Origin of the sequence: Geodermatophilus amargosae, from assembly GCF_041028265.1 — a bacterium.
Lineage (GTDB): Bacteria > Actinomycetota > Actinomycetes > Mycobacteriales > Geodermatophilaceae > Geodermatophilus > Geodermatophilus amargosae_A.
Genome location: NZ_JABGCW010000014.1, coordinates 1 through 18,957 on the forward strand (window position 1 = coordinate 1; position 18,957 = coordinate 18,957).

Genomic DNA, 18,957 nt, shown 5'->3' on the forward strand with positions numbered 1-18,957 from the left:
AGGATGCCCGCCACCATCCAGTGCGCCCCGGTGCGCGGGGACCAGTAGACCGCCCCCCGCTGGAACCAGTTGTGCGAACCCCCGCTCGCGGTGCCCGCCTCGTCGCTGACCGGATAGCCCAGGGCGCCGCGCTGACGGCCCTGCGCGTTCCAGCTCTGGAAGATCCCCGCCACCACCGAGTGCGCGCCGGTGGACGGCGACCAGTAGACGGCGCCGCGCTCGAACTCCTGGAATGCCCCGACGCCGTCGCCCACGGGACGCTCCGGTCCCGCGGGGAGGCCGAGGGCGGAGGCCTGACCGCCGTCCCGGTACCAGGCATCGGCGATGGCCATCCGCACCGGCGCCACGTTGATCATCACGTGCGGCCGGGCGTCGGGCCGCAGCCAGCGCAGGAGGGTCTGCAGGGCCCCGCGCTCGATCGCGACGCAGCCGGCCGTCGGGGCACCGTTGGCCACGTGGAGGAAGATCGCCGACCCGGCGTCCGGGACGCGGTCCAGGTTGTAGCCGATGTTGACCGCGTAGTCGTACACGGCCCCGGCGCGGTACAGGTTCTCGCTGGCTCCCCCGGGGCTCGTGGCCCGGCGCACGTGCGAGTTGTAGGTCGGCGAGGCCGAGTTCCCGTCCCACCAGTCCGAGGTGTCGGACTGGAAGTACGGCATGTCCGTCCCCGGGTCGGCCTGTCGCCCGAAGGCCTCGGTGAGCGGGAAGGTCCCCGCCGGCGTCGTCGCGCGCCCCTCCCGGGCCGCGCCGACGCCGTTGCTGCCGACCCACGCCGGGATCGGGCCCAGCACCAGCCGCCAGCCGCCCGCGCCCCGCTCCCAGGCCCGCAGCACGCCGGTGGTCGCGCCCGGTGAGGACGTCTCCACGGTGACCAGCTGCTGCGTGCCCGCGGGCGGGGGCGTGGCGTGCGCGGGCGTCGGCCGGGACACCGGGACGAGCGCGAGCCCGGCCAGCGCCACGGCGATGACGGCGAGGCGGGCGACCGCGGCAGGGCGACTGGCCGGCCGACGATGACGCCCCGTGGTCCTGCGATACCGATCAGTCACACGACCTCTCTAGCACCGGGTCCACGCCGGCGCCGGGAGCCCCGGCCCCGGCGTCCCCCACGCTCCCCACCGGGCTCGCTGGTCCCGCCCGGCGCAGCGGCGGACCGGCGGGACCGGCCATCCGGCGGCTCGTTACAGTCCGACCGGTCCACGAACGAGGGAGTCGTCGGTGCAGAAGGTCCTCATCGCCAACCGCGGGGAGATCGCGGTCCGGGTCGCCCGCGCGTGCAGGGACGCCGGCCTGACCAGCGTCGCCGTCTACGCCGAGCCCGACCGCGACGCGCTGCACGTGCGCACCGCCGACGAGGCCTTCGCCCTCGGCGGCACCACGCCCGGCGACTCCTACCTGGTCATCGACAAGATCCTCGACGCCGCGAAGCGGTCCGGCGCCGACGCCGTGCACCCCGGCTACGGCTTCCTGTCGGAGAACGCCGGCTTCGCCCAGGCCGTCCTCGACGCCGGGCTGACCTGGATCGGCCCCTCCCCCCAGGCGATCGTCGACCTCGGTGACAAGGTCGCCGCCCGGCACATCGCCACCAAGGCCGGCGCGCCGCTGGTCCCCGGCACGAAGGACCCGGTCGGCGGCGCCGACGAGGTGCTCGCCTTCGCCCGCGAGCACGGCCTGCCGGTGGCCATCAAGGCCGCCTTCGGCGGTGGCGGGCGCGGGCTGAAGGTCGCCCGCACCGAGGAGGAGATCCCGGAGCTGTTCGAGTCCGCCGTGCGCGAGGCCGTGGCCGCGTTCGGGCGCGGCGAGTGCTTCGTGGAGCGGTTCCTCGACAAGCCGCGGCACGTCGAGGCGCAGGTCCTGGCCGACACGCACGGCAACGTGATCGTCGTCGGCACCCGCGACTGCTCGCTGCAGCGGCGCAACCAGAAGCTGGTCGAGGAGGCCCCGGCGCCGTTCCTCACCGACGAGCAGCGGGCGCGCATCCACGAGTCGGCCAAGGCCATCTGCAAGGAGGCCGGCTACCACGGCGCCGGCACCGTCGAGTACCTCGTGGGCACCGACGGCTCGATCTCCTTCCTCGAGGTCAACACCCGCCTTCAGGTGGAGCACCCGGTCTCGGAGGAGACCTCGGGCCTCGACCTGGTGCGCCAGCAGTTCCGCATCGCCGAGGGCCTCCCGCTGGAGACCACCGAGGACCCGGCCCCCCGCGGGCACAGCATCGAGTTCCGGATCAACGCCGAGGACGCCGGCCGCAACTTCATGCCGGCACCCGGCCCGGTGCAGCGCCTGGAGATCCCGCAGGGCCCCGGCGTGCGCTGGGACTCCGGCGTGGAGACCGGCGGCGAGGTGGCCGGCGCCTTCGACTCCATGCTGGCCAAGCTCATCGTCACCGGCGCCAGCCGCGAGGAGGCCCTGCAGCGCGCCCGCCGCGCGCTGGACGAGCTCGTCGTCGAGGGCATGCCCACGGTGATCCCGTTCCACCGTGCCGTCGTCCGCGACGAGGCCTTCACCAGCGAGCCGTTCACCGTGCACACGCGCTGGATCGAGACCGAGTGGGACAACCGGGTCCAGCCGTACTCCGCCGCGCCGGCCGACGCCGACGAGGAGACGCCGCGCCAGACCCTCGTCGTCGAGGTCGGCGGCCGGCGGCTGGAGGTCTCGCTGCCCGCGGGCCTGGCCGCCGCCGGCGGCGGCGCGCCGGCGGCCGGTGGGGCCAAGCCGCGCAAGCGGGGGTCCGGGCACGGCGGCTCCGGGGCGTCAGGCGACTCCCTCGCCTCGCCGATGCAGGGCACGATCGTCAAGGTCGCCGTCGCCGACGGCGACCCGGTCGGGGCCGGTGACCTCGTCGTCGTCCTCGAGGCGATGAAGATGGAGCAGCCGATCACCGCGCACAAGGCGGGCACCGTGACCGGCCTGTCGGCCGAGGTCGGCGCCACCGTCACCAGCGGCGCGGTGCTCTGCACCATCGTCGACGCCGGGTGACGGCGGGCCGGGGTGCGGGAACGCCGCCCCCCGGCCCCACCGTCAGGACAGGACGACCCGTCCGGAGCGTGGATCGACCGTCAGCGTGCCGCCCTGGAAGCGCTGGACCGTGCCCGCCGGACCGGCCGAGGCGCCGGTGACGGGATAACCCAGCAGGCCCTGCTCCCAGCGCTGCGCGGCGAAGGCACCGGCCACCGCGCCGGTCACCGCGTGCGCACCCGAACCCGGCGACCAGTACACCGTGCCGCCCTGGAAGGACTGCAGGCACCCGCCGTCGCGCAGCCCGCACAGCTGGGTCCCTGCCGGGTAGCCCAGCGGACCCTGCTCCCAGCGCTGCCCGGCGAAGGCACCGGCCACCGCGCCGGTCACCGCGTGCGCACCCGAACCCGGCGACCAGTACACCGTGCCGCCCTGGAAGGACTGCAGGCACCCGCCGTCGCGCAGCCCGCACACCTCGGCCGCCGCGGCCGCGCCGAGCGGGCCGCCGCTCCCCCCGAGCGAGCGCCAGAGGACGGTGATCGGGCTGTCGGCGGGAGGACCGTCGGCCGGCGTCGTCACCGAGACGGTCGCACCGGTGCCCGACGCGGCGACCACGCGGACGGTCAGCGACCCGCCCAGCGTGACCTGGCCGCCTGCCGGCAGCACCGTCTGGACGTCGGCGTCCCACTGCGCCCGGGGCGACGGCGTGCCGTCGAGCAGCAGCGACGTGTCGCTGCGCGTGCCCGGGCCCGCCCGGTGCACCAGCACCCCGGTCTGCAGGCCGCGGTTGCGCCGCGGGTCGCCCAGCCAGCCGTCCTGGCCGACCGCGGTGCGGTGCTCGACCCAGTACCGGGTGCCGTCGGCGGCGGTCAGCGCGAGCACCCGGGTACCGGTGCGCCCGCCCAGCGGAGCGAGCGTCCACGTGCCGCCGGGGGTCGAGGCGCTCACCGGCACCTGCGCGGAGGCGGGCAGCAGGCCCAGCCGGTCGGCCTGCGGCGCGTTGAGCGAGCCGACCTGGCCCCAGGAGTAGCCCATGACGTCGTAGAGGTCGGCGTAGGCGTCGGTCTCGCACGGCTCGGTCTCGGGCGAGGCGTCGCACTGCACCGCCGAGGAGTGGCCCAGGCCGAAGTTGTGGCCGAACTCGTGCGCGAGCACCCCGGTGTCGACGGCGCGGACGTAGAGGGAGCCGCCGGCACCCCGCGAGCCGCCGATCGTCGCCAGGCCGTACGCGCAGTCCGGCATGCCGGCCGGGTAGCCGGGGACGTAGAGGAGCAGGTGCCTGCCGGGCCCGGGGGTCCACGACGTCAGCTGCCGGTCGACGTCGTTCCAGAGGGACGACGTCGAGGTGCACGGCACGTCGCTGGTGAGCCACCCCTCCTGGGCGGCGGTGGCGTGGATGCGCACCGCGCCGTCGCTCTGGGCCTCCCAGAAGTCGGCGACCGGCCCGTTCACCTGGTCGACCAGCTGCTGCACGGTCGTGGCGTCCGGGGACGTGCCGCTGGGTGCGACCAGCACCGCGGTGACCTCGTTCGTGTACGGCGCCGAGGCCGGCGCCGGGGGGACGGTCTCCGCGGGCGCGACGACGTCGGCCTCGAGGACCTCGCGGGCCGGCTCGTCGCTCCCCGCCGCCCCGGGCTCGTCGGGCACCTCGGCCCCGAGGGTGACCTCGACGGTGGCACCGACCGGGACGTCGGCGACCCCCTCGCTGTCCACCCGGACGCTGGTGCCGTCCTCGGTGCTGACCCAGCTGAGCAGCGCGTCGTCGGCGTGCGCGGCCGCCTCGTCGGCGTCGGCGTGCTCGGCCCAGGCCTGGACGAGCTCGCCGACGACGGTGTCGCCGGCGGCGGGCTCGTCGTCGGCCATCGCCGGGGTCAGGGCCGGCCCGCTCCCCAGCAGGGGGACGAGGACGGCGGTGAGGACCACGACGGCGAGGGACCGCGGGCGGGAGGCGAGGTGCACGGACTTCTCCTGGTCAGGGGCCGCAGACGAGCGGCACTGCTCCCTCATCGGCGCGTCCGGGTGCGGACTGGACCCTCCCTGCGAGGGAGTCAGCCGCGGCGCAGGAGCGGGAGGACCCGCCTGCCGGCCAGCACGGTCCCGCCCAGGCCGACCACGCCGCCGGCGGCCAGCGCCGGGGTGGTCCAGCCGCTGCCGGCCGGCTGCGGAGCGGCGGCCTCGGCCGGCGCGGCGGCGACCGGTGCGGGCTGCCCGGCCGCGGGGACGGGAGCGACCGGAGCCGCCTCGGCGGGGACCGACGGCGCGGCCGGGGCGGCGGCGGGCGCCGGGGAGGTCGCGGTGCCGCCGGTGCCCGGGAGGACCGCGGGCGCGGGGGCGGCCGGGGCCGGGGCGGGGACGGCGGCGGTCCGGGGCGTGCGGACGACGGTGACCGTGGCGCCGGCCGGCGTGACGGCGCCGACGGTGACGGTGAGCTCGCCGCCGGCCACGGTCACCGGCACGCCCGGCCGCAGGGCGGTCTGCAGGTCGGCCTCCCAGCGGCCGGGCGCCGACGGGCTGCCGTCGAGCAGCAGCGAGGTGTCGGGCAGGTCGCCGGCGCGGTGCAGCAGCACGCCGCTGTCGAGCCGGTAGCGGTTGTCCGAGGCCAGCCAGGCGTCCCGGCCGACGGCGGTGCGGTACTCGAGCCAGTAGTCGGTGCCGGCCGCGTCGGTCATCCGCAGCGCGCGGGCGCCGCCCCCGGCGCCGACGGGCGCGAGCGTGGCCGTCGTCGTCCCGGCGCCGGCGGTCTGCGTGGCCGCGGCGGGCAGCACGCCGAGCCGCTGCGCCTGCGCCGCGGTGAGCGTGCCCATGCGGTCCCAGGAGACGCCCATGACGTCGTAGAAGTCGCGGTAGGCGGCGGTGCGGCAGGCGCCGTCCCCGACGGATCCCTCGACCGTGCCGTCGCACTGCAGGCCGCTGGAGTGACCCAGGCCGAAGTTGTGGCCGAGCTCGTGGGCGATGAGGGAGGCCAGGTCGTCGCGGACGTAGAGCCGCCCGCCCGACGCGGTCCCGGTGCCGACCTGGCCGAGGGCGTAGGAGCAGCCGGGCAGGTCCCGCGGCTGGCTGCTGACGTAGAGCAGCAGGTGGCGGCCGGGGCCGGGCTCGAAGCCCACCCGCGTGGCGACCTCGTCCCACAGGGCGGTGGGGTCGGCGCAGCCGGCGGCGGTGGTCAGCCAGTCGTGGGCGGCGGTCACGCCGACGGTCACCGCGCCGCCGGTCTGCTCGGACCAGAACGCCGCGACGTCGTCGTTCACCGTGTCGACGACGTCGGCCAGCCCGGTCCCGTCCGGGACCCCGCCCAGCGGCGCCACCATCGCGACGGTGACCTGGTTGGTGACCGAGCCGGCGGGCACGGTGGCCGCCGGCCGGGCGGCCCGGACGACCTGCGTGTCGAGCACCTCGACGGCCGGCACGTAGCCGTCCGCGGCGGCGTCGTCGTCGGTGCTGTCGCCGTCGGTGCTGTCGCCGGCGGTGCTCCCGAGGGTCACCTCGACGGTGCTGCCGACGTCGATGCCCGCGACGGCCGACGCCGGGACGCGCACCGAGGTGCCGTCGGCGCCCTCGACGAAGGTCAGCGGCTCCTCGTGCGACTCCCCCGCGTGCTGGCCCTCGAGCGAGGTCTCCGGCCAGGCCTGCACCAGCTCCCCGACCACCGTCGTGGCGGCGTCCTCGGCGTGCGCCACGCCCACCGGGCCGGCGCACAGCGCGGCGACGGCACCGGCGAGGGCCAGTGCCCGCGAGAGGGACCGCGACGGGACTCGGCAGGTGTGCATCCCTCCCGGCATCGGCGGTCCGGGATCCCAGGTGCACCACCCGGGAACCCTCCCGTTCCAGCCGTCACAGGGGCCCCGTCCCGCCCGCCCCGGGCGTCACACCCGTCAGGCGAGCGCGTCTGCCCTCATCAGCCTCCGGCCGGCCTCGGTGATCGAGCCCGACATCGACGGGTAGATGGCGAAGGTCTGCGCGAGGTCGCTCACGGTCAGGCCCTTGGTGACCGCCAGCGCGATCGGCAGGATCAGCTCGCTCGCGCCGGGCGCCACCACCACTCCCCCGACGACGACGCCGGTGGCCCGGCGGGCGAACAGCTTCACGAAGCCGGCGTGCAGGTCGCTCATCTTGGCCCGCGCGTTGGTGGCCAGCGGCAGCCGGACGACGTCGAGGTCGTGGCCCTCGGGCAGCGTCTTCTCCTGGACGCCGACCGTCGCGATCTCCGGGTGCGTGAAGACGTTGGCCGAGACGGTCTTGAGCCGGATCGGCTGCACGGCCTCGCCGAGCGCGTGCCACATGGCGATGCGGCCCTGCATGGCCGCGACGCTGGCGAGCTGGAAGACGCCGGTCACGTCGCCGGCGGCATAGACGCCCGGCACGTTGGTGCGCGAGACCCGGTCGACGACGACGTGGCCGGACTCGCTCAGCTCCACGCCGCACGCCTCCAGGTTGAGGCCGTCGGTGTTCGGCACGGTGCCCACCGTCATGAGCGCGTGCGAGCCCTCGACGGTGCGCCCGTCGGTGAGCTCGACCAGCACGCCCTTCTCGGTGCGCGTGACGCCGGCGGCCCGGCTGCGCTCGGCGATCCGCCCGCCGCGGGCCTGGAAGACCTCCTCGAGGACCTCGGCGGCGTCGGCGTCCTCGCCGGGCAGCACCTGGTCGCGGGAGGACACCAGCGTCACCGGCACGCCGGCCTCCAGGTAGCCGGAAGCGAATTCCGCACCGGTCACGCCCGACCCGACGACGACGAGGTGCTCGGGCAGCTCGTCGAGGTCGTAGAGCTGGCGCCAGTCGAGGATGCGCTCGCCGTCGGGCTCGCTGCCCGGCAGGACGCGGGGGTCGGCGCCGGTGGCGACGAGGACGACGTCGCACTCCAGCGTCTCCTGCACCCCGCCGTCGCGGTCGAGGACCTCGACGCGGTGCTGCACCAGCCCGCGGACGTCGTCGGCGAGCCGGCCCTGCCCGGAGACGAGGCGCACGCCCTCGGCCTCCAGGCGGGCGTGGATGTCGGCCGACTGCGCCACGGCCAGGCCCTTGACCCGGGCGTTCACCGTGGCGAGGTCCAGGCCGACCGTGGCGAGGTCCGTGCCGCGCAGGCCCAGGACGCTGGAGTCGCGGACCGACGTCATCGTGCCGGCGGCGGCGATGAGGGTCTTCGAGGGCACGCAGTCGGTCAGGACGCTGGCCCCGCCGAGGCCGTCGCGTTCGACGACGGTGACCTGCGCGCCGAGCGAGGAGGCCACCAGCGCGGCCTCGTAGCCGGCCGGGCCGCCGCCGATGATGACGATGCGGGTCATGGGGTCTCCTGCGTCGTGGTGCGGATGCAGACCCATCCTCCCAGGCCGGGGGCGCTGTGTCGGCAGGCTCACGGGTCGCACCGGCCACACCGCCCGTAGGCTCGGGCGGCGATGGTCCTCTACGCCGCCTACGGGTCCAACATGGACCCTGCCCAGATGCTGCGCCGCTGCCCGGCGTCGCCGCACGTGGGCACCGGCTGGATCCGCGGCTGGCGGCTCGCCTTCGGTGGCGAGGAGTACGGCTGGGAGGGCGCGCTGGCCACCCTCGTGCCGGCCGAGGACCGCGAGGCGCCCGGCGTCTTCGCCGCGCTCTACGACCTCACGCCCGCCGACGAGCGGGAGCTCGACGCGTGGGAGGGCGCCGACCGCGACCTGTACCGCAAGCTCAACCTGCGGGTGCACACCCTCGGCGGCGACGTCGTCGCCTACGTCTACGCGCTGGACGCCTTCGAGGGCGGGCTGCCGTCGGCCCGGCACCTGGGCGCGATCGCCGACGCCGCCGAGGCCGCCGGCGCCCCCGACGACTACCTCGCCGAGCTGCGCGCCCGCGACTGCCGCTCCGCCTTCTGACGCCCCTCTTGCCCGCGATCATGGCGCGGTGACTCCCGCGGGGCCCCTGAGGTGGTCACGGCGCCGTGATCACGCGGCGAGGGACGTTGCCGAGGTGGCGCTGCACCGTCGCCACCATGCGCTCGTGCTGCCGGAAGACGTCGACCGCCGTGAAGTGCAGCAGGCACCACCCGCGCTCGGTGACCCAGTCGTGCCGGTCGCGGTCGGCCGCCGGCTGGGACCGCGTCGTGTGCGCCTCGAGACCGTCGAACTCCGCGCCGACGCGCTGGTCCTCCCAGCCGAGGTCCAGGCGGTGCCGGCGTCCGCCGTCGCGGAGCTCCACCTGGACGCGCGGGACCGGGAGCCCGGCGACGAGGAACCGCCAGCGCATGCGTGACTCCATGGGGGACTCCGTTCCGGGATCGGCGAGCGGCACCAGGCCGGTGAGCCGGGTCCTGCGCGTCGGACACCTCCGGGCCCGGGTCGAACGGCGCCGCGTCGGTGACGGTGCCGCCGGCCGGCGCGGCCTGCGCCGCGGCGAGGTGCTCCTCGAGGTACGTCCGCGCGGTCGACCACTCGGCGGCGACGTCGGCCGCGGGGTCGGACTGCTGCAGCGGCGTCAGCCTCTCCCCGAGGCGGTGACCAGGTCCTCCTCGGAAGATGCCGCCTGCACCGGCCCGAAGCCGGCACCGGTCGCGCCGGCCGCCCGCAGCTGCCCGCAGGTGGCGCCCTCCACCGCGGGCTCGTCCCCGGCCGGCGACGAGCCCGCGGACGACGCCCCGGTGGACGACGCCGCCTCCCCGGAGGACCCGCAGCCGGCGAGCAGCAGGGCACCGGCGGTCGCGGCGAGCAGCGGACGGAGGGCGGGCGGGCGGGCGAGGGGGGCAGACGCACCGGGCGAGGTCAGTCAGCCGCCGCGGCGTCCCCGAGGAAGGCCTCCAGCAGCCGGCGCGCCGCCAGCGCGGGGGTCAGCTCCCCGGCCAGCACCGCCTTCTCCAGCTCCGGAGCCGACGACCGGACCGCCGGGTGCGCCCGCAGCCGGTGCTCGAGCCCGTCGCGCACCAGCTGCCAGGTCCAGCGCACCTGCTGCGTGCGGCGGCGCTCGTCGAACGCACCGGAGGCGCGCGCCCGGTCCTGGTGCTCGACCAGCTTCGCCCACACCTCGGCCAGCCCCTCGCCGGTCAGCCCGGCACAGGTCAGCACCGGCACGTCCCACTCGGAGTGCCCGCGCAGCATCCGGATCGCCCCGGCCAGCTCGCGGGCGGCCTTGCGCGCGTCGCCGGCGGCGGGCCCGTCGGCCTTGTTGACGGCGATGACGTCGGCGATCTCGAGGATGCCGCGCTTGATGCCCTGCAGCTGGTCGCCGGTGCGGGCCAGCGTGAGGAACAGGAACGAGTCGACCATCTCCGCGACGGTGACCTCGGACTGCCCCACGCCGACGGTCTCCACCAGCACGACGTCGTGGCCGGCCGCCTCGACCACGACCATCGACTCGCGCGTCGCCTGCGCGACCCCGCCGAGCGTGCCCGACGTCGGCGAGGGCCGGATGAACGCGGCGGGGTCCACCGCCAGCCGCGCCATGCGGGTCTTGTCGCCGAGGATCGACCCGCCCGAGCGCGCCGAGGACGGGTCGACGGCGAGCACCGCGACCCGGTGGCCGGCCGCCGTGAGGTCCACGCCGAGCTGGTCGATGAACGTCGACTTGCCCACGCCCGGCACGCCGCTGATGCCCACGCGCCGCGCCGCCCCTGCGTGCGGCAGCAGCTCGACCAGCAGCTCCTGCGCCCGCTCGCGGTGGTCGCCCCGGCGGGACTCGACCAGCGTGATCGCCCGGGCCAGCGACCGGCGGTCCCCGCCGAGCACCCCCTCCACCAGCGCGGGGACGTCCGGAGCCGCCATCAGACGGCTCCGGAGGCGGCAGGAACGGCCATCCCTGCCGTCGTGAGCAGGGGCATCAGTGGCCGAGGCGCTGCGACAGCGTCCGCAGCAGCTCCTGCGCCGCCTCGGCGATGACCGTGCCCGGCGGGAACACCGCGGCCGCGCCCATCTCCTTGAGCGTCGGGACGTCGTCGGGCGGGATCACGCCGCCCACCACGACCAGGACGTCGTCGGCACCGAGCTCGGCGAGCGCGTCGCGCAGCGCGGGCACCAGCGTGAGGTGGCCGGCGGCCAGCGACGAGACGCCGACGACGTGCACGTCGGCCTCGACCGCCTGCCGCGCCACCTCCTCCGGCGTCTGGAACAGCGGGCCGACGTCGACGTCGAAGCCGAGGTCGGCGAACGCGGTGGCGATGACCTTCTGCCCGCGGTCGTGGCCGTCCTGGCCCATCTTGGCGACCAGGATCCGGGGACGCCTTCCCTCGGCCTCCGCGAACGCCTCGGTGAGGCGGCGGGTCTCCTCCACCGGCCCGGAGCGGCCGGCCTCGTCGCGGTACACACCGGAGATGGTGCGCACCTGGCCGGCGTGCCGCCCGTAGACCTCCTCGAGCGCGTCGGAGATCTCGCCGACCGTCGCCTCGGCCCGCGCGGCGTCGACGGCCAGCTTGAGCAGGTTGGAGTCCAGCGAGCGGTCCCGCCGTCCCTCGGCCGCCGCGCGGGCGGCGTCGGTGAGCCGGCGCAGCGCCTCGGTCACCGCCCCGGCGTCCCGGGACGCGCGCAGCTGCGCCAGGCGCGCCTTCTGCTGGGCGAGGACGTCGGCGTTGTCGACGCGCAGCACCTCGATCGCCTCGTCGGCCTCCACCCTGTACTTGTTGACGCCGATCACCGGCTGGCGGCCGGAGTCGATGCGCGCCTGGGTGCGGGCGGCGGCCTCCTCGATGCGCAGCTTCGGGATGCCGTCGTCGATGGCCTGCGCCATCCCGCCGTGCTCGGCGACCTCCTGGATGTGCGCCCAGGCACGGCGGGCCAGGTCGTAGGTCAGCTTCTCCACGTACGCCGAGCCGCCCCACGGGTCGATCACCCGCGTCGTCCCGGACTCCTGCTGCAGCAGCAGCTGGGTGTTGCGGGCGATCCGCGCGGAGAAGTCGGTGGGCAGTGCCAGCGCCTCGTCGAGGGCGTTGGTGTGCAGCGACTGGGTGTGCCCCTGGGTGGCGGCCATCGCCTCCAGGCAGGTGCGGACGACGTTGTTGTAGACGTCCTGCGCGGTCAGCGACCAGCCAGAGGTCTGCGAGTGGGTGCGCAGCGAGAGCGACTTGTCCTCCTGCGCACCCGCCTCCTTCACCAGGCGTGCCCACAGCAGCCGCCCGGCACGGAGCTTGGCGACCTCCATGAAGAAGTTCATGCCGATGGCCCAGAAGAACGACAGCCGCGGCGCGAACGCGTCGACGTCCATCCCGGCGTCCTTGCCGGCGTTCAGGTACTCGACGCCGTCGGCCAGCGTGTAGGCCAGCTCCAGGTCGGCCGTCGCCCCGGCCTCCTGGATGTGGTAGCCGGAGATGGAGATCGAGTTGTAGCGGGGCATCTCCGCCGAGGTGAAGGCGAAGATGTCGCTGATGATCTGCATCGACGGCTTCGGCGGGTAGATGTAGGTGTTGCGGACCATGAACTCCTTGAGGATGTCGTTCTGGATGGTCCCCGTGAGCCGGTCCGGCGTCACCCCCTGCTCCTCGGCCGCCAGGACGTAGAGCGCCAGCACGGGCAGCACCGCGCCGTTCATGGTCATCGAGACGCTCATCCGGTCCAGCGGGATGCCGTCGAAGAGCTGCCGCATGTCCAGGATCGAGTCGATCGCCACCCCGGCCATGCCGACGTCGCCGACGACGCGCGGGTGGTCGGAGTCGTAGCCGCGGTGGGTGGGCAGGTCGAAGGCGACCGACAGCCCCTTCTGCCCGGCGGCGAGGTTGCGCCGGTAGAAGGCGTTGGACTCCGCCGCGGTGGAGAAGCCCGCGTACTGGCGGACCGTCCAGGGCTGGGTCGTGTACATCGTCGGGTAGGGGCCGCGCAGGTAGGGCGGCAGGCCGGGATAGGTCCGCAGGAAGTCCAGCCCGGCGAGGTCGGCCGGGGTGGCCAGCGGCGGGACGGCGATGCCCTCGGGGGTCTCCCAGGTCGCCTCCTCGACGCCGCGCCCCGTCGTCTCCTTGAACGCCTCGGCCCAGTCGTCGGCCGTCGTCCGTGCGGCCGGGCGGCCCAGCTCGACGCCGCCGAAGTCGGGGATCCCGCTCATGCCCGCTCCTCCTGCTGTGAGCCGTCAGCGCGATGGAGGCCGTCCGGGACGGCGAGTTGGTCGTGCACCGTGCGGAGCACGTCGAGCGCGTCGCATCCGGCGTACACGTACCCGTCGACGCCGTCCACACCCAGTGCCGGCTTCCCGGCCAGCCACACGTGTTCGGCACCCGCCGCCCGCAGCTCCGCGGCCAGCGCGGCCGCCGACTCCGCGTAGTCGCCGTCGGTGCCGCAGATGCAGGCGACCGTCGACCCGGCGGCGGCGAACCCGGTGGCGCCGTCGCCGGCCGGGGTGGCCACGCCGCCGGCCTGGAACAGGTTGCCGGCGAAGGAGGCCCGCGCGGTGTGCCGCGCGGCGGAGCCGATCGTCGCCAGGTACACCTGCGGCCGCTCTCCGCCGTTCGATGCCATGGCGGCGTCGGCGTGGTCGCGCAGCACCTCGTACTCCTGCGCGGCCCGCACGCGCGGCAGCCCGCCGACGGGGTGCAGGTCGGCGGCCGGCTGCCGCGCGGGCAGCTTCTCGGCCAGGTGGGGGAACTCGCTGACGCCGGTGATCGCGTCGGCGCGCGTGGCCAGCCGCCGCGCGCGGGCGTCCCAGGCGGCGGCCAGCCGGTCGCGGACCAGCCCCGACGACAGCGCCGCGGCCAGCCCGCCGCCGCGCTCGATCTCGGTGAACCGAGCCCAGGCGGCCTGCGCGAGGTCCTCGGTCAGCGACTCGACGTACCAGGAGCCGCCGGCCGGGTCGAGGACGCGGGCGAGGTGCCCCTCCTCGACCAGCAGGCTCTGCGTGTTGCGCGCGATCCGGCGGGAGAACGCGTCGGGCAGGCCGAGCGCGGCGTCGAAGGGCTGCACCGTGACGACGTCGGCGCCGCCCACGCCCGCGGCGAAGCAGGCCACGGTGGTCCGCAGCATGTTGACCCACGGGTCGCGCTTCGTCGTCATCACCGACGACGTCACCGCGTGCTGGCGTGGGGCACGGGCGTCGGGCGAGGCGCCGCTGACCGCGCCGACCCGGTCCCACAGCCGGCGCGCCGCGCGCAGCGCGGCGATCGTCGTGAACTGGTCGGCGCTGGCCGAGTAGCGGAACTCCATCGCGGCGAACGCCTCGTCGACCGACAGCCCGCCGTCGGTGAGCGCGCGCAGGTAGGCCACCCCGGCGGCGAGGGAGCAGCCCAGCTCCTCGACCGCGCTGGCCCCCGCGTCGGCGTACACGGTGGCGTCGACGACGACGGTGCGCCAGCCCGCGGGGGCCCGCCGCGCGACGCCGGCCAGCCCGGAGAGGTCCTGCTCCTCCCCCGAGGCGGCGTGCACGCCCAGCGGGTCCAGCCCCAGCGAGCCGCCCGGCGCGAGGTCGGTGCGGTCGCCGGCCAGCGACAGCAGCGCCTCGGCGGCCGGGAACCCACCGGAGACCGCGACCGGCGCGAGGTCGAGGTAGACGTCGGCCAGCACGTCGGGCAGCGACTCCACCGGCACCGCGCCCTCGCCGAGGACCAGCCACAGCGAGGTGACGCCGTTCTCCAGGTCGGCCGCGATCGCCTCGCGCGTGGTGGCGACGTCGGGGTGCGCGTGCCGCTGCCGGACGTCCCAGCCGGCCGGCACGCCGCGCTCGGGAGCGGCACCCGCGTGGGCGCCGCGCACGAACGGCGGCAGCCCGGGCACGCCGACCGCCGCGGGCAGGTCGCCGGCGTCGTCGGCGGTGTACAGCGGCGCGACGTCGACGCCGGTGGCCACCGTGCGGCGCAGGGCGTCCTCGACCGGGTCGGGCAGCTCCTCGCGGCCGGCCTTCCGCAGGACGCCGGCCACCAGTTCGCGCCACCGGTCGCGGTCGACGGGCGCGAAGTCGCCGGCCAGCGACAGCTGGTCGGGCACGGCGTGCTCGGCGGGGACCTCGTCCTCGCCTGGCGAGGCGGTGCCCGTGTCGGTGGCGCTCATCGGTGAACTCCTCCCAGTCGAGGACCGTTCTACCGGCGCTCTCCCTGCCGCGGACGCGCGGGGTGGCCCGCGGCGGGCGCACCGGCGGCGGGCGCGGAGGTGCCGGCGTCGGCGGCCAGCGCCTGCAGCGCGGTGCGCACCATGAGCCGGACGCCGACCCCGATGGCCCGCTCGTCGACGTCGAAGGTGCCGCGGTGCAGGTCGAGCGGGGGGCCGCCGCCGTGCGTGCCCAGCCGGGCCAGCGCGATCGGCAGGACGTCGGCGAACCAGCCGAAGTCCTCCCCGCCCATGCTCTGCGGCGACTGCCGGACGTTCTCGCTGCCCACCGTCTGCAGCGCCGCGGTGCGCAGCAGCGCCACCGCCCGCGGGTCGTTGACCACCGGCGGGACGCCGGGCACGTACTCGACCTCGACGCCGGCGCCGGTGGGCGCCACCACCTGCTCGACCAGCCGGCGCAGCAGGTCCTCGGCACGCTTCCACTCGTCGCGGTCGAGCACCCGCACGGTGCCGCGCAGCGTGCCCCGCTGCGGGATGGCGTTGGCCGCGACACCGGCGTTGACCGCGCCCCACACCAGCGAGAACCCGGCGCGCGGGTCGACCTGCCGCGACAGCAGCCCGGGCAGCCCGGTGACCAGGCGACCGAGCGCGTCGACCAGGTCGACGGTCAGCTGCGGGCGGGCGGTGTGCCCGCCGGGGCCGGTGAGCGTGACGTCGATGCGGTCGCAGGCCGCGGTGATGGAGCCGGTGCGCAGGCCGACCGTGCCCACCGGGATCGCCGGGTCGCAGTGCAGCGCGAACGCCCGGGACGCGCCGTCCAGCACACCGGCCGCGAGCACGTGCGTGGCGCCGCCGGGCACGGTCTCCTCGGCCGGCTGGAACACGCAGCGCACGGTGCCGGGCAGGTCGTCCATGCCGGCCAGCGCCAGCACCGAGCCGAGCGCGACGGTGGTGTGCACGTCGTGGCCGCAGGCGTGGCACATGCCCTCGCGGGTGGAGGCGTACGGCACGTCCTTGAGGTCGGCCAGCGGCAGCGCGTCGATGTCGGCGCGCAGCACCACGGTCGGCGACCCGGACCCCACCTCCACCACCAGCCCGGTGCCGCTGGGCAGCCGGTGCGGCGCGAGCCCGGCCTCGGTGAGCCGCTGCTCCAGGTAGGCCGTCGTCTCCACCTCGGCGTAGGCCAGCTCCGGGTGCATGTGCAGGTGGCGGCGGACGTCGACCAGCTCGGGGAGGTGCTCCTCGACCCAGGCGTCGAGCCCGGCGGCCAGCTCCTCGGGGGTCCGCGTCATGCGGCGTGCCCGCCGGCACACGCCGCCGGGCCGGGCACGGGACCGTCGGGACCGGCGGCCGGCCCGGAGGTGGGGAGGCCGTTCCGCAGCTCGGCCAGGAGGGAGTCGACGACGGCGCGCAGGTCGCCGCCGGACGCCAGCGCCGCGGCACGCTGCCGCTGGTAGGAGGCACCGACGGCGAGCACCCGCTCCACCCCGGCGAGCTCCGCCTCGCAGCCCAGCCGCCGGGCCGTGGGCGTGAGGTCCTCGGCGAGGTCGAGCAGCGCCTGCCGCACCGGCCGCACGGTGCCCTTCTCGTCGACGACGACGTCGGCGTCGAGGCCGTAGCGGGCGGCCCGCCACTTGTTCTCCCGCAGGATCCAGCTGGGCGGGGTGGGCAGCGTGTAGCCGCGGTCGAGCTGGGTGTCGAACTGCTCGACCAGGCACTGCGAGAACGCGGCGACGACGCCGATCTCCTCGAGGGTGGGCAGGCCGTCGCAGATCCGCAGTTCCACGGTGCCGAAGCCCGGGTGCGGGCGGATGTCCCACCACACCTCGCGCACGCTCTCGATCGACCCGGTGGAGATCAGCGTCTCCATGTAGGTCTCGAAGCCGGCCCAGTCGGGCAGCTGGGTCGGCAGTCCCGCCGTCGGCATGGCCTCGAAGACCTTGCTGCGCGAGGAGGCCAGCCCGGTGTCGCAGCCGACCCAGAACGGCGAGGACGCCGACAGCGCCAGGAAGTGCGGGACGTACTGGGTGAGCGCGTTGACGATCGGCATCGCCTTGTCCGGCGAGCGGACGCCGACGTGCACGTGGACGCCGAAGATCTGCAGCCGCCGGGCCAGCCACTGCATCCGCTCGACCAGCTGCAGGTAGCGCTCCTTGGGCGAGATCAGCTGCGTCTGCCAGTCGGTGAACGGGTGGGTGCCGGCGCACAGCAGGCCCAGGCCGCGGCGGTCGGCGGCGGCGGCCACCTCGGCGACCGTGCCGGCGAGGTCGGCGGTGGCCTCCTCGACCGTGGTGCACACGCCGGTGATGACCTCGATGGTCGACTGCAGCAGCTCGTGCTTGGCCTTCGGGTGCTCCTCGGCGCCGTCGGGGCGCATCTCCTCGAGGATCTCGATCGCGCCGGCGGTCAGCTCCCGCGTCTCGCGGTCGACGAGTTGCAGCTCCCACTCCACACCCAGGCTGGAGCGCTCGGAGGAGGAGAAGGGGATCTGCACGCTGTCGAGGATAGGGAGATCGCGCGCTCCCCACCCCTCAGAGCGGCACCGTCCACCCGTTCAGACCGCGGCGTACTCCGGCGCCTCGCTGGCGGGCCGGCCCAGCAGCGTGGCGGCCGGGGCGCGCTCGAGCACGGCTGCGACCGCGCGGGAGCCGTAGCGGTCGGGGTGTACGCGCACGCAGCACAGGTCGCGGCCGACCACCGAGATCCCGCGGCCGTCGTCGGTGGGCACCACGGCCTCGACCCGCGACCAGGGGATGCCGTGCACGTCGCCGTCGGCGTCGGCGTGCGCGAGGCCGTCGTCGGAGACCACCAGCGCCACCCGCGCCGACGCGTCGAACAGCCGGCGGACCAGCGACGGGCGGAACAGCGTGCCCTCCGGCAGCTCCGGGAGGGTGCCGCACAGCGGGCGGCGGGCGACGCCGGCCGGGCCGTCCCAGGGCGCGGTGTCGGGGACGGCGAGGACGGCGGTCGGCTCGGCCCGGCGCAGCGCCGCGGTGACCTGCTCCGGCGTGACCGCGCGCCAGGCGGCGAGGGTGTCGGCGGCCGGGCGGTACGACAGCCCGGTGGCCGCGCAGTAGGCGGCGTCGGCCAGTTCGGCGCCGACGGCGTCCTCGTCGTCGAGCTCGGCCGCGAGGCCGTCGACGGCGTGCGCGACCTCCGCCGGCGTCGGCCCGGCGGCGCACAGCTCGGCGAAGACGTCCCACAGCAGGCCGGCCACCTCGGCGTCGTGACCGGTCCGGGCGTCGACGACGACGGCCACCTCCCGCCGGGTGGGGGCCAGGTCGAGGGAGAGCGAGTCGACGGCGTAGGACAGCCCGCGGTCGTGCCGGGCGCGCTCGCGCAGCCGCTCCTGCACGACGTCGACGCCGACGGCCAGCGCGGCGTCGGCGGGGACGTCGCTGGTCAGCAGCAGGCCGACGCCGGGTGCGTCGGTGTGCGTCCAGACCGGCCCGTCCTGCGGGCGCGGGCGCGGCACCCGGCGCACCGGGCGCGGCCCGTCGGGCAGCGGCAGCCGCAGCCCCTCCGGCAGCGGGCCGTGGCACCACAGCGCGGCGTTGGAGCGGACGAACCAGCGTGCCGCGTGCGCCCGGACGGTCTCCTCGTCCAGGTACTCCGCCCCCGGCCCGGCCGAGACGGTCAGCCCCGGCCCGGTCAGCCCGTAGCGGGCCGCCCACAGCGCGCTGACCGTGGAGGAGCCGCTGCCGCAGCCCTCGGCCTGCAGGACGCCGGCCTCGGCGGCCATCCGCTCGGTGGGCAGGTCGGCCAGGGCGCGGCAGACCCCCTCGAGGAAGGCGCCGACGGCGGCCGGGCGCCCGGTGGCGAAGAAGGCGGTGCTGTCGACGTCGGTGACGGCGTTGCAGCGCAGGTGCGTGCGCGGCAGGGCGGCCATCGCCAGGTGCTCGACGAGGTGGGTGACCTCGATGGTCGCGAACGTCTCGTCGCGCAGGCCCACGCCGAACACCAGCGCGGCCGTCGCCCGCTCCCGCCCGCCGGCGGTGAAGACCGGGACGCCGTCGATCCGCGTTCGCTGCACCGCGCCATGGTCGGGGAGCGCGCAGCCGCCGTCCCCGGCCGACACGCGGCC

At 76.1% G+C, this 18,957-nt stretch carries 13 protein-coding genes; 2 read left to right on the plus strand and 11 right to left on the minus strand.

What is annotated here, in order from left to right:
- On the minus strand, positions 1-959 hold a 959-nt coding region (locus HLV61_RS16980), incomplete at its 3' end, for a L,D-transpeptidase family protein (protein WP_369257518.1).
- Between the two features lie 256 nt (positions 960-1,215).
- On the opposite strand from HLV61_RS16980, the gene HLV61_RS16985 reads away from it, so the two are divergent.
- The gene (locus HLV61_RS16985) at positions 1,216-2,976 is read left to right on the plus strand and encodes an acetyl/propionyl/methylcrotonyl-CoA carboxylase subunit alpha (protein WP_369257520.1); all 1,761 of its coding nucleotides are present in this window, start codon (positions 1,216-1,218) and stop codon (positions 2,974-2,976) included.
- A gap of 42 nt (positions 2,977-3,018) precedes the next feature.
- Here the strand turns inward: HLV61_RS16985 and HLV61_RS16990 are convergent, their stop codons facing one another.
- The 3 genes from HLV61_RS16990 to HLV61_RS17000 all read right to left on the minus strand — a co-directional run bounded on the left by HLV61_RS16990 (position 3,019) and on the right by HLV61_RS17000 (position 8,234).
- Positions 3,019-4,914, minus strand: coding sequence for a reprolysin-like metallopeptidase (locus tag HLV61_RS16990; protein WP_369257522.1), 1,896 nt, complete (start codon positions 4,912-4,914; stop codon positions 3,019-3,021).
- Positions 4,915-5,003: 89 nt separating this feature from the next.
- Positions 5,004-6,722, minus strand: coding sequence for a reprolysin-like metallopeptidase (locus HLV61_RS16995; RefSeq protein WP_369257524.1), 1,719 nt, complete (start codon positions 6,720-6,722; stop codon positions 5,004-5,006).
- A gap of 105 nt (positions 6,723-6,827) precedes the next feature.
- Entirely contained in the window at positions 6,828-8,234 is a 1,407-nt protein-coding gene (locus HLV61_RS17000; RefSeq protein ID WP_369257526.1) for an NAD(P)H-quinone dehydrogenase, read from the minus strand.
- A gap of 111 nt (positions 8,235-8,345) precedes the next feature.
- Here HLV61_RS17000 and HLV61_RS17005 point away from each other — a divergent pair, with 111 nt between their 5' ends.
- A complete protein-coding gene (locus tag HLV61_RS17005) occupies positions 8,346-8,804 on the plus strand; it encodes a gamma-glutamylcyclotransferase family protein (protein WP_369257528.1) in 459 nt (152 codons plus the stop codon).
- Positions 8,805-8,859: 55 nt separating this feature from the next.
- Here HLV61_RS17005 and HLV61_RS17010 read toward each other — a convergent pair whose 3' ends face one another.
- The 7 genes from HLV61_RS17010 to HLV61_RS17040 form a co-directional block, all read right to left on the minus strand.
- Entirely contained in the window at positions 8,860-9,186 is a 327-nt protein-coding gene (locus HLV61_RS17010; protein ID WP_369257530.1) for a hypothetical protein, read from the minus strand.
- Between the two features lie 500 nt (positions 9,187-9,686).
- The gene (gene meaB / locus HLV61_RS17015; RefSeq protein ID WP_369257532.1) at positions 9,687-10,682 is read right to left on the minus strand and encodes a methylmalonyl Co-A mutase-associated GTPase MeaB; all 996 of its coding nucleotides are present in this window, start codon (positions 10,680-10,682) and stop codon (positions 9,687-9,689) included.
- A 55-nt stretch (positions 10,683-10,737) separates the two neighbouring features.
- On the minus strand, positions 10,738-12,945 hold the full coding sequence (gene scpA / locus HLV61_RS17020) for a methylmalonyl-CoA mutase (protein ID WP_369257534.1): 2,208 nt from the start codon (positions 12,943-12,945) through the stop codon (positions 10,738-10,740).
- Entirely contained in the window at positions 12,942-14,876 is a 1,935-nt protein-coding gene (locus tag HLV61_RS17025) for a methylmalonyl-CoA mutase family protein (protein WP_369257536.1), read from the minus strand. The genes scpA and HLV61_RS17025 overlap by 4 nt, the downstream gene beginning before the upstream one ends.
- A 29-nt stretch (positions 14,877-14,905) precedes the next feature.
- A complete protein-coding gene (locus HLV61_RS17030) occupies positions 14,906-16,165 on the minus strand; it encodes an amidohydrolase (protein WP_369257538.1) in 1,260 nt (419 codons plus the stop codon).
- Positions 16,162-17,367, minus strand: a complete 1,206-nt coding sequence (locus tag HLV61_RS17035; protein ID WP_369257539.1) for a glutamate--cysteine ligase — start codon at positions 17,365-17,367, stop codon at positions 16,162-16,164. Before HLV61_RS17035 ends, HLV61_RS17030 begins: the two co-directional genes overlap by 4 nt.
- 60 nt (positions 17,368-17,427) lie before the next feature.
- Positions 17,428-18,906: a hypothetical protein gene (locus tag HLV61_RS17040; protein ID WP_369257541.1), complete on the minus strand. Its 1,479-nt coding sequence runs from the start codon at positions 18,904-18,906 to the stop codon at positions 17,428-17,430.
- Positions 18,907-18,957: the final 51 nt, after the last annotated feature.

Bases quoted from the DNA above. Each gene is read 5' to 3' on its own strand.
- HLV61_RS16995 (WP_369257524.1), bottom strand. From the start codon at position 6,722: ATGCACACCTGCCGAGTCCCGTCGCGGTCCCTCTCGCGGGCACTGGCC.
- HLV61_RS17000 (WP_369257526.1), bottom strand. From the start codon at position 8,234: ATGACCCGCATCGTCATCATCGGCGGCGGCCCGGCCGGCTACGAGGCC.
- HLV61_RS17005 (WP_369257528.1), top strand. From the start codon at position 8,346: ATGGTCCTCTACGCCGCCTACGGGTCCAACATGGACCCTGCCCAGATG.
- HLV61_RS17010 (WP_369257530.1), bottom strand. From the start codon at position 9,186: ATGGAGTCACGCATGCGCTGGCGGTTCCTCGTCGCCGGGCTCCCGGTC.
- meaB (WP_369257532.1), bottom strand. From the start codon at position 10,682: ATGGCGGCTCCGGACGTCCCCGCGCTGGTGGAGGGGGTGCTCGGCGGG.
- scpA (WP_369257534.1), bottom strand. From the start codon at position 12,945: ATGAGCGGGATCCCCGACTTCGGCGGCGTCGAGCTGGGCCGCCCGGCC.
- HLV61_RS17025 (WP_369257536.1), bottom strand. From the start codon at position 14,876: ATGAGCGCCACCGACACGGGCACCGCCTCGCCAGGCGAGGACGAGGTC.
- HLV61_RS17030 (WP_369257538.1), bottom strand. From the start codon at position 16,165: ATGACGCGGACCCCCGAGGAGCTGGCCGCCGGGCTCGACGCCTGGGTC.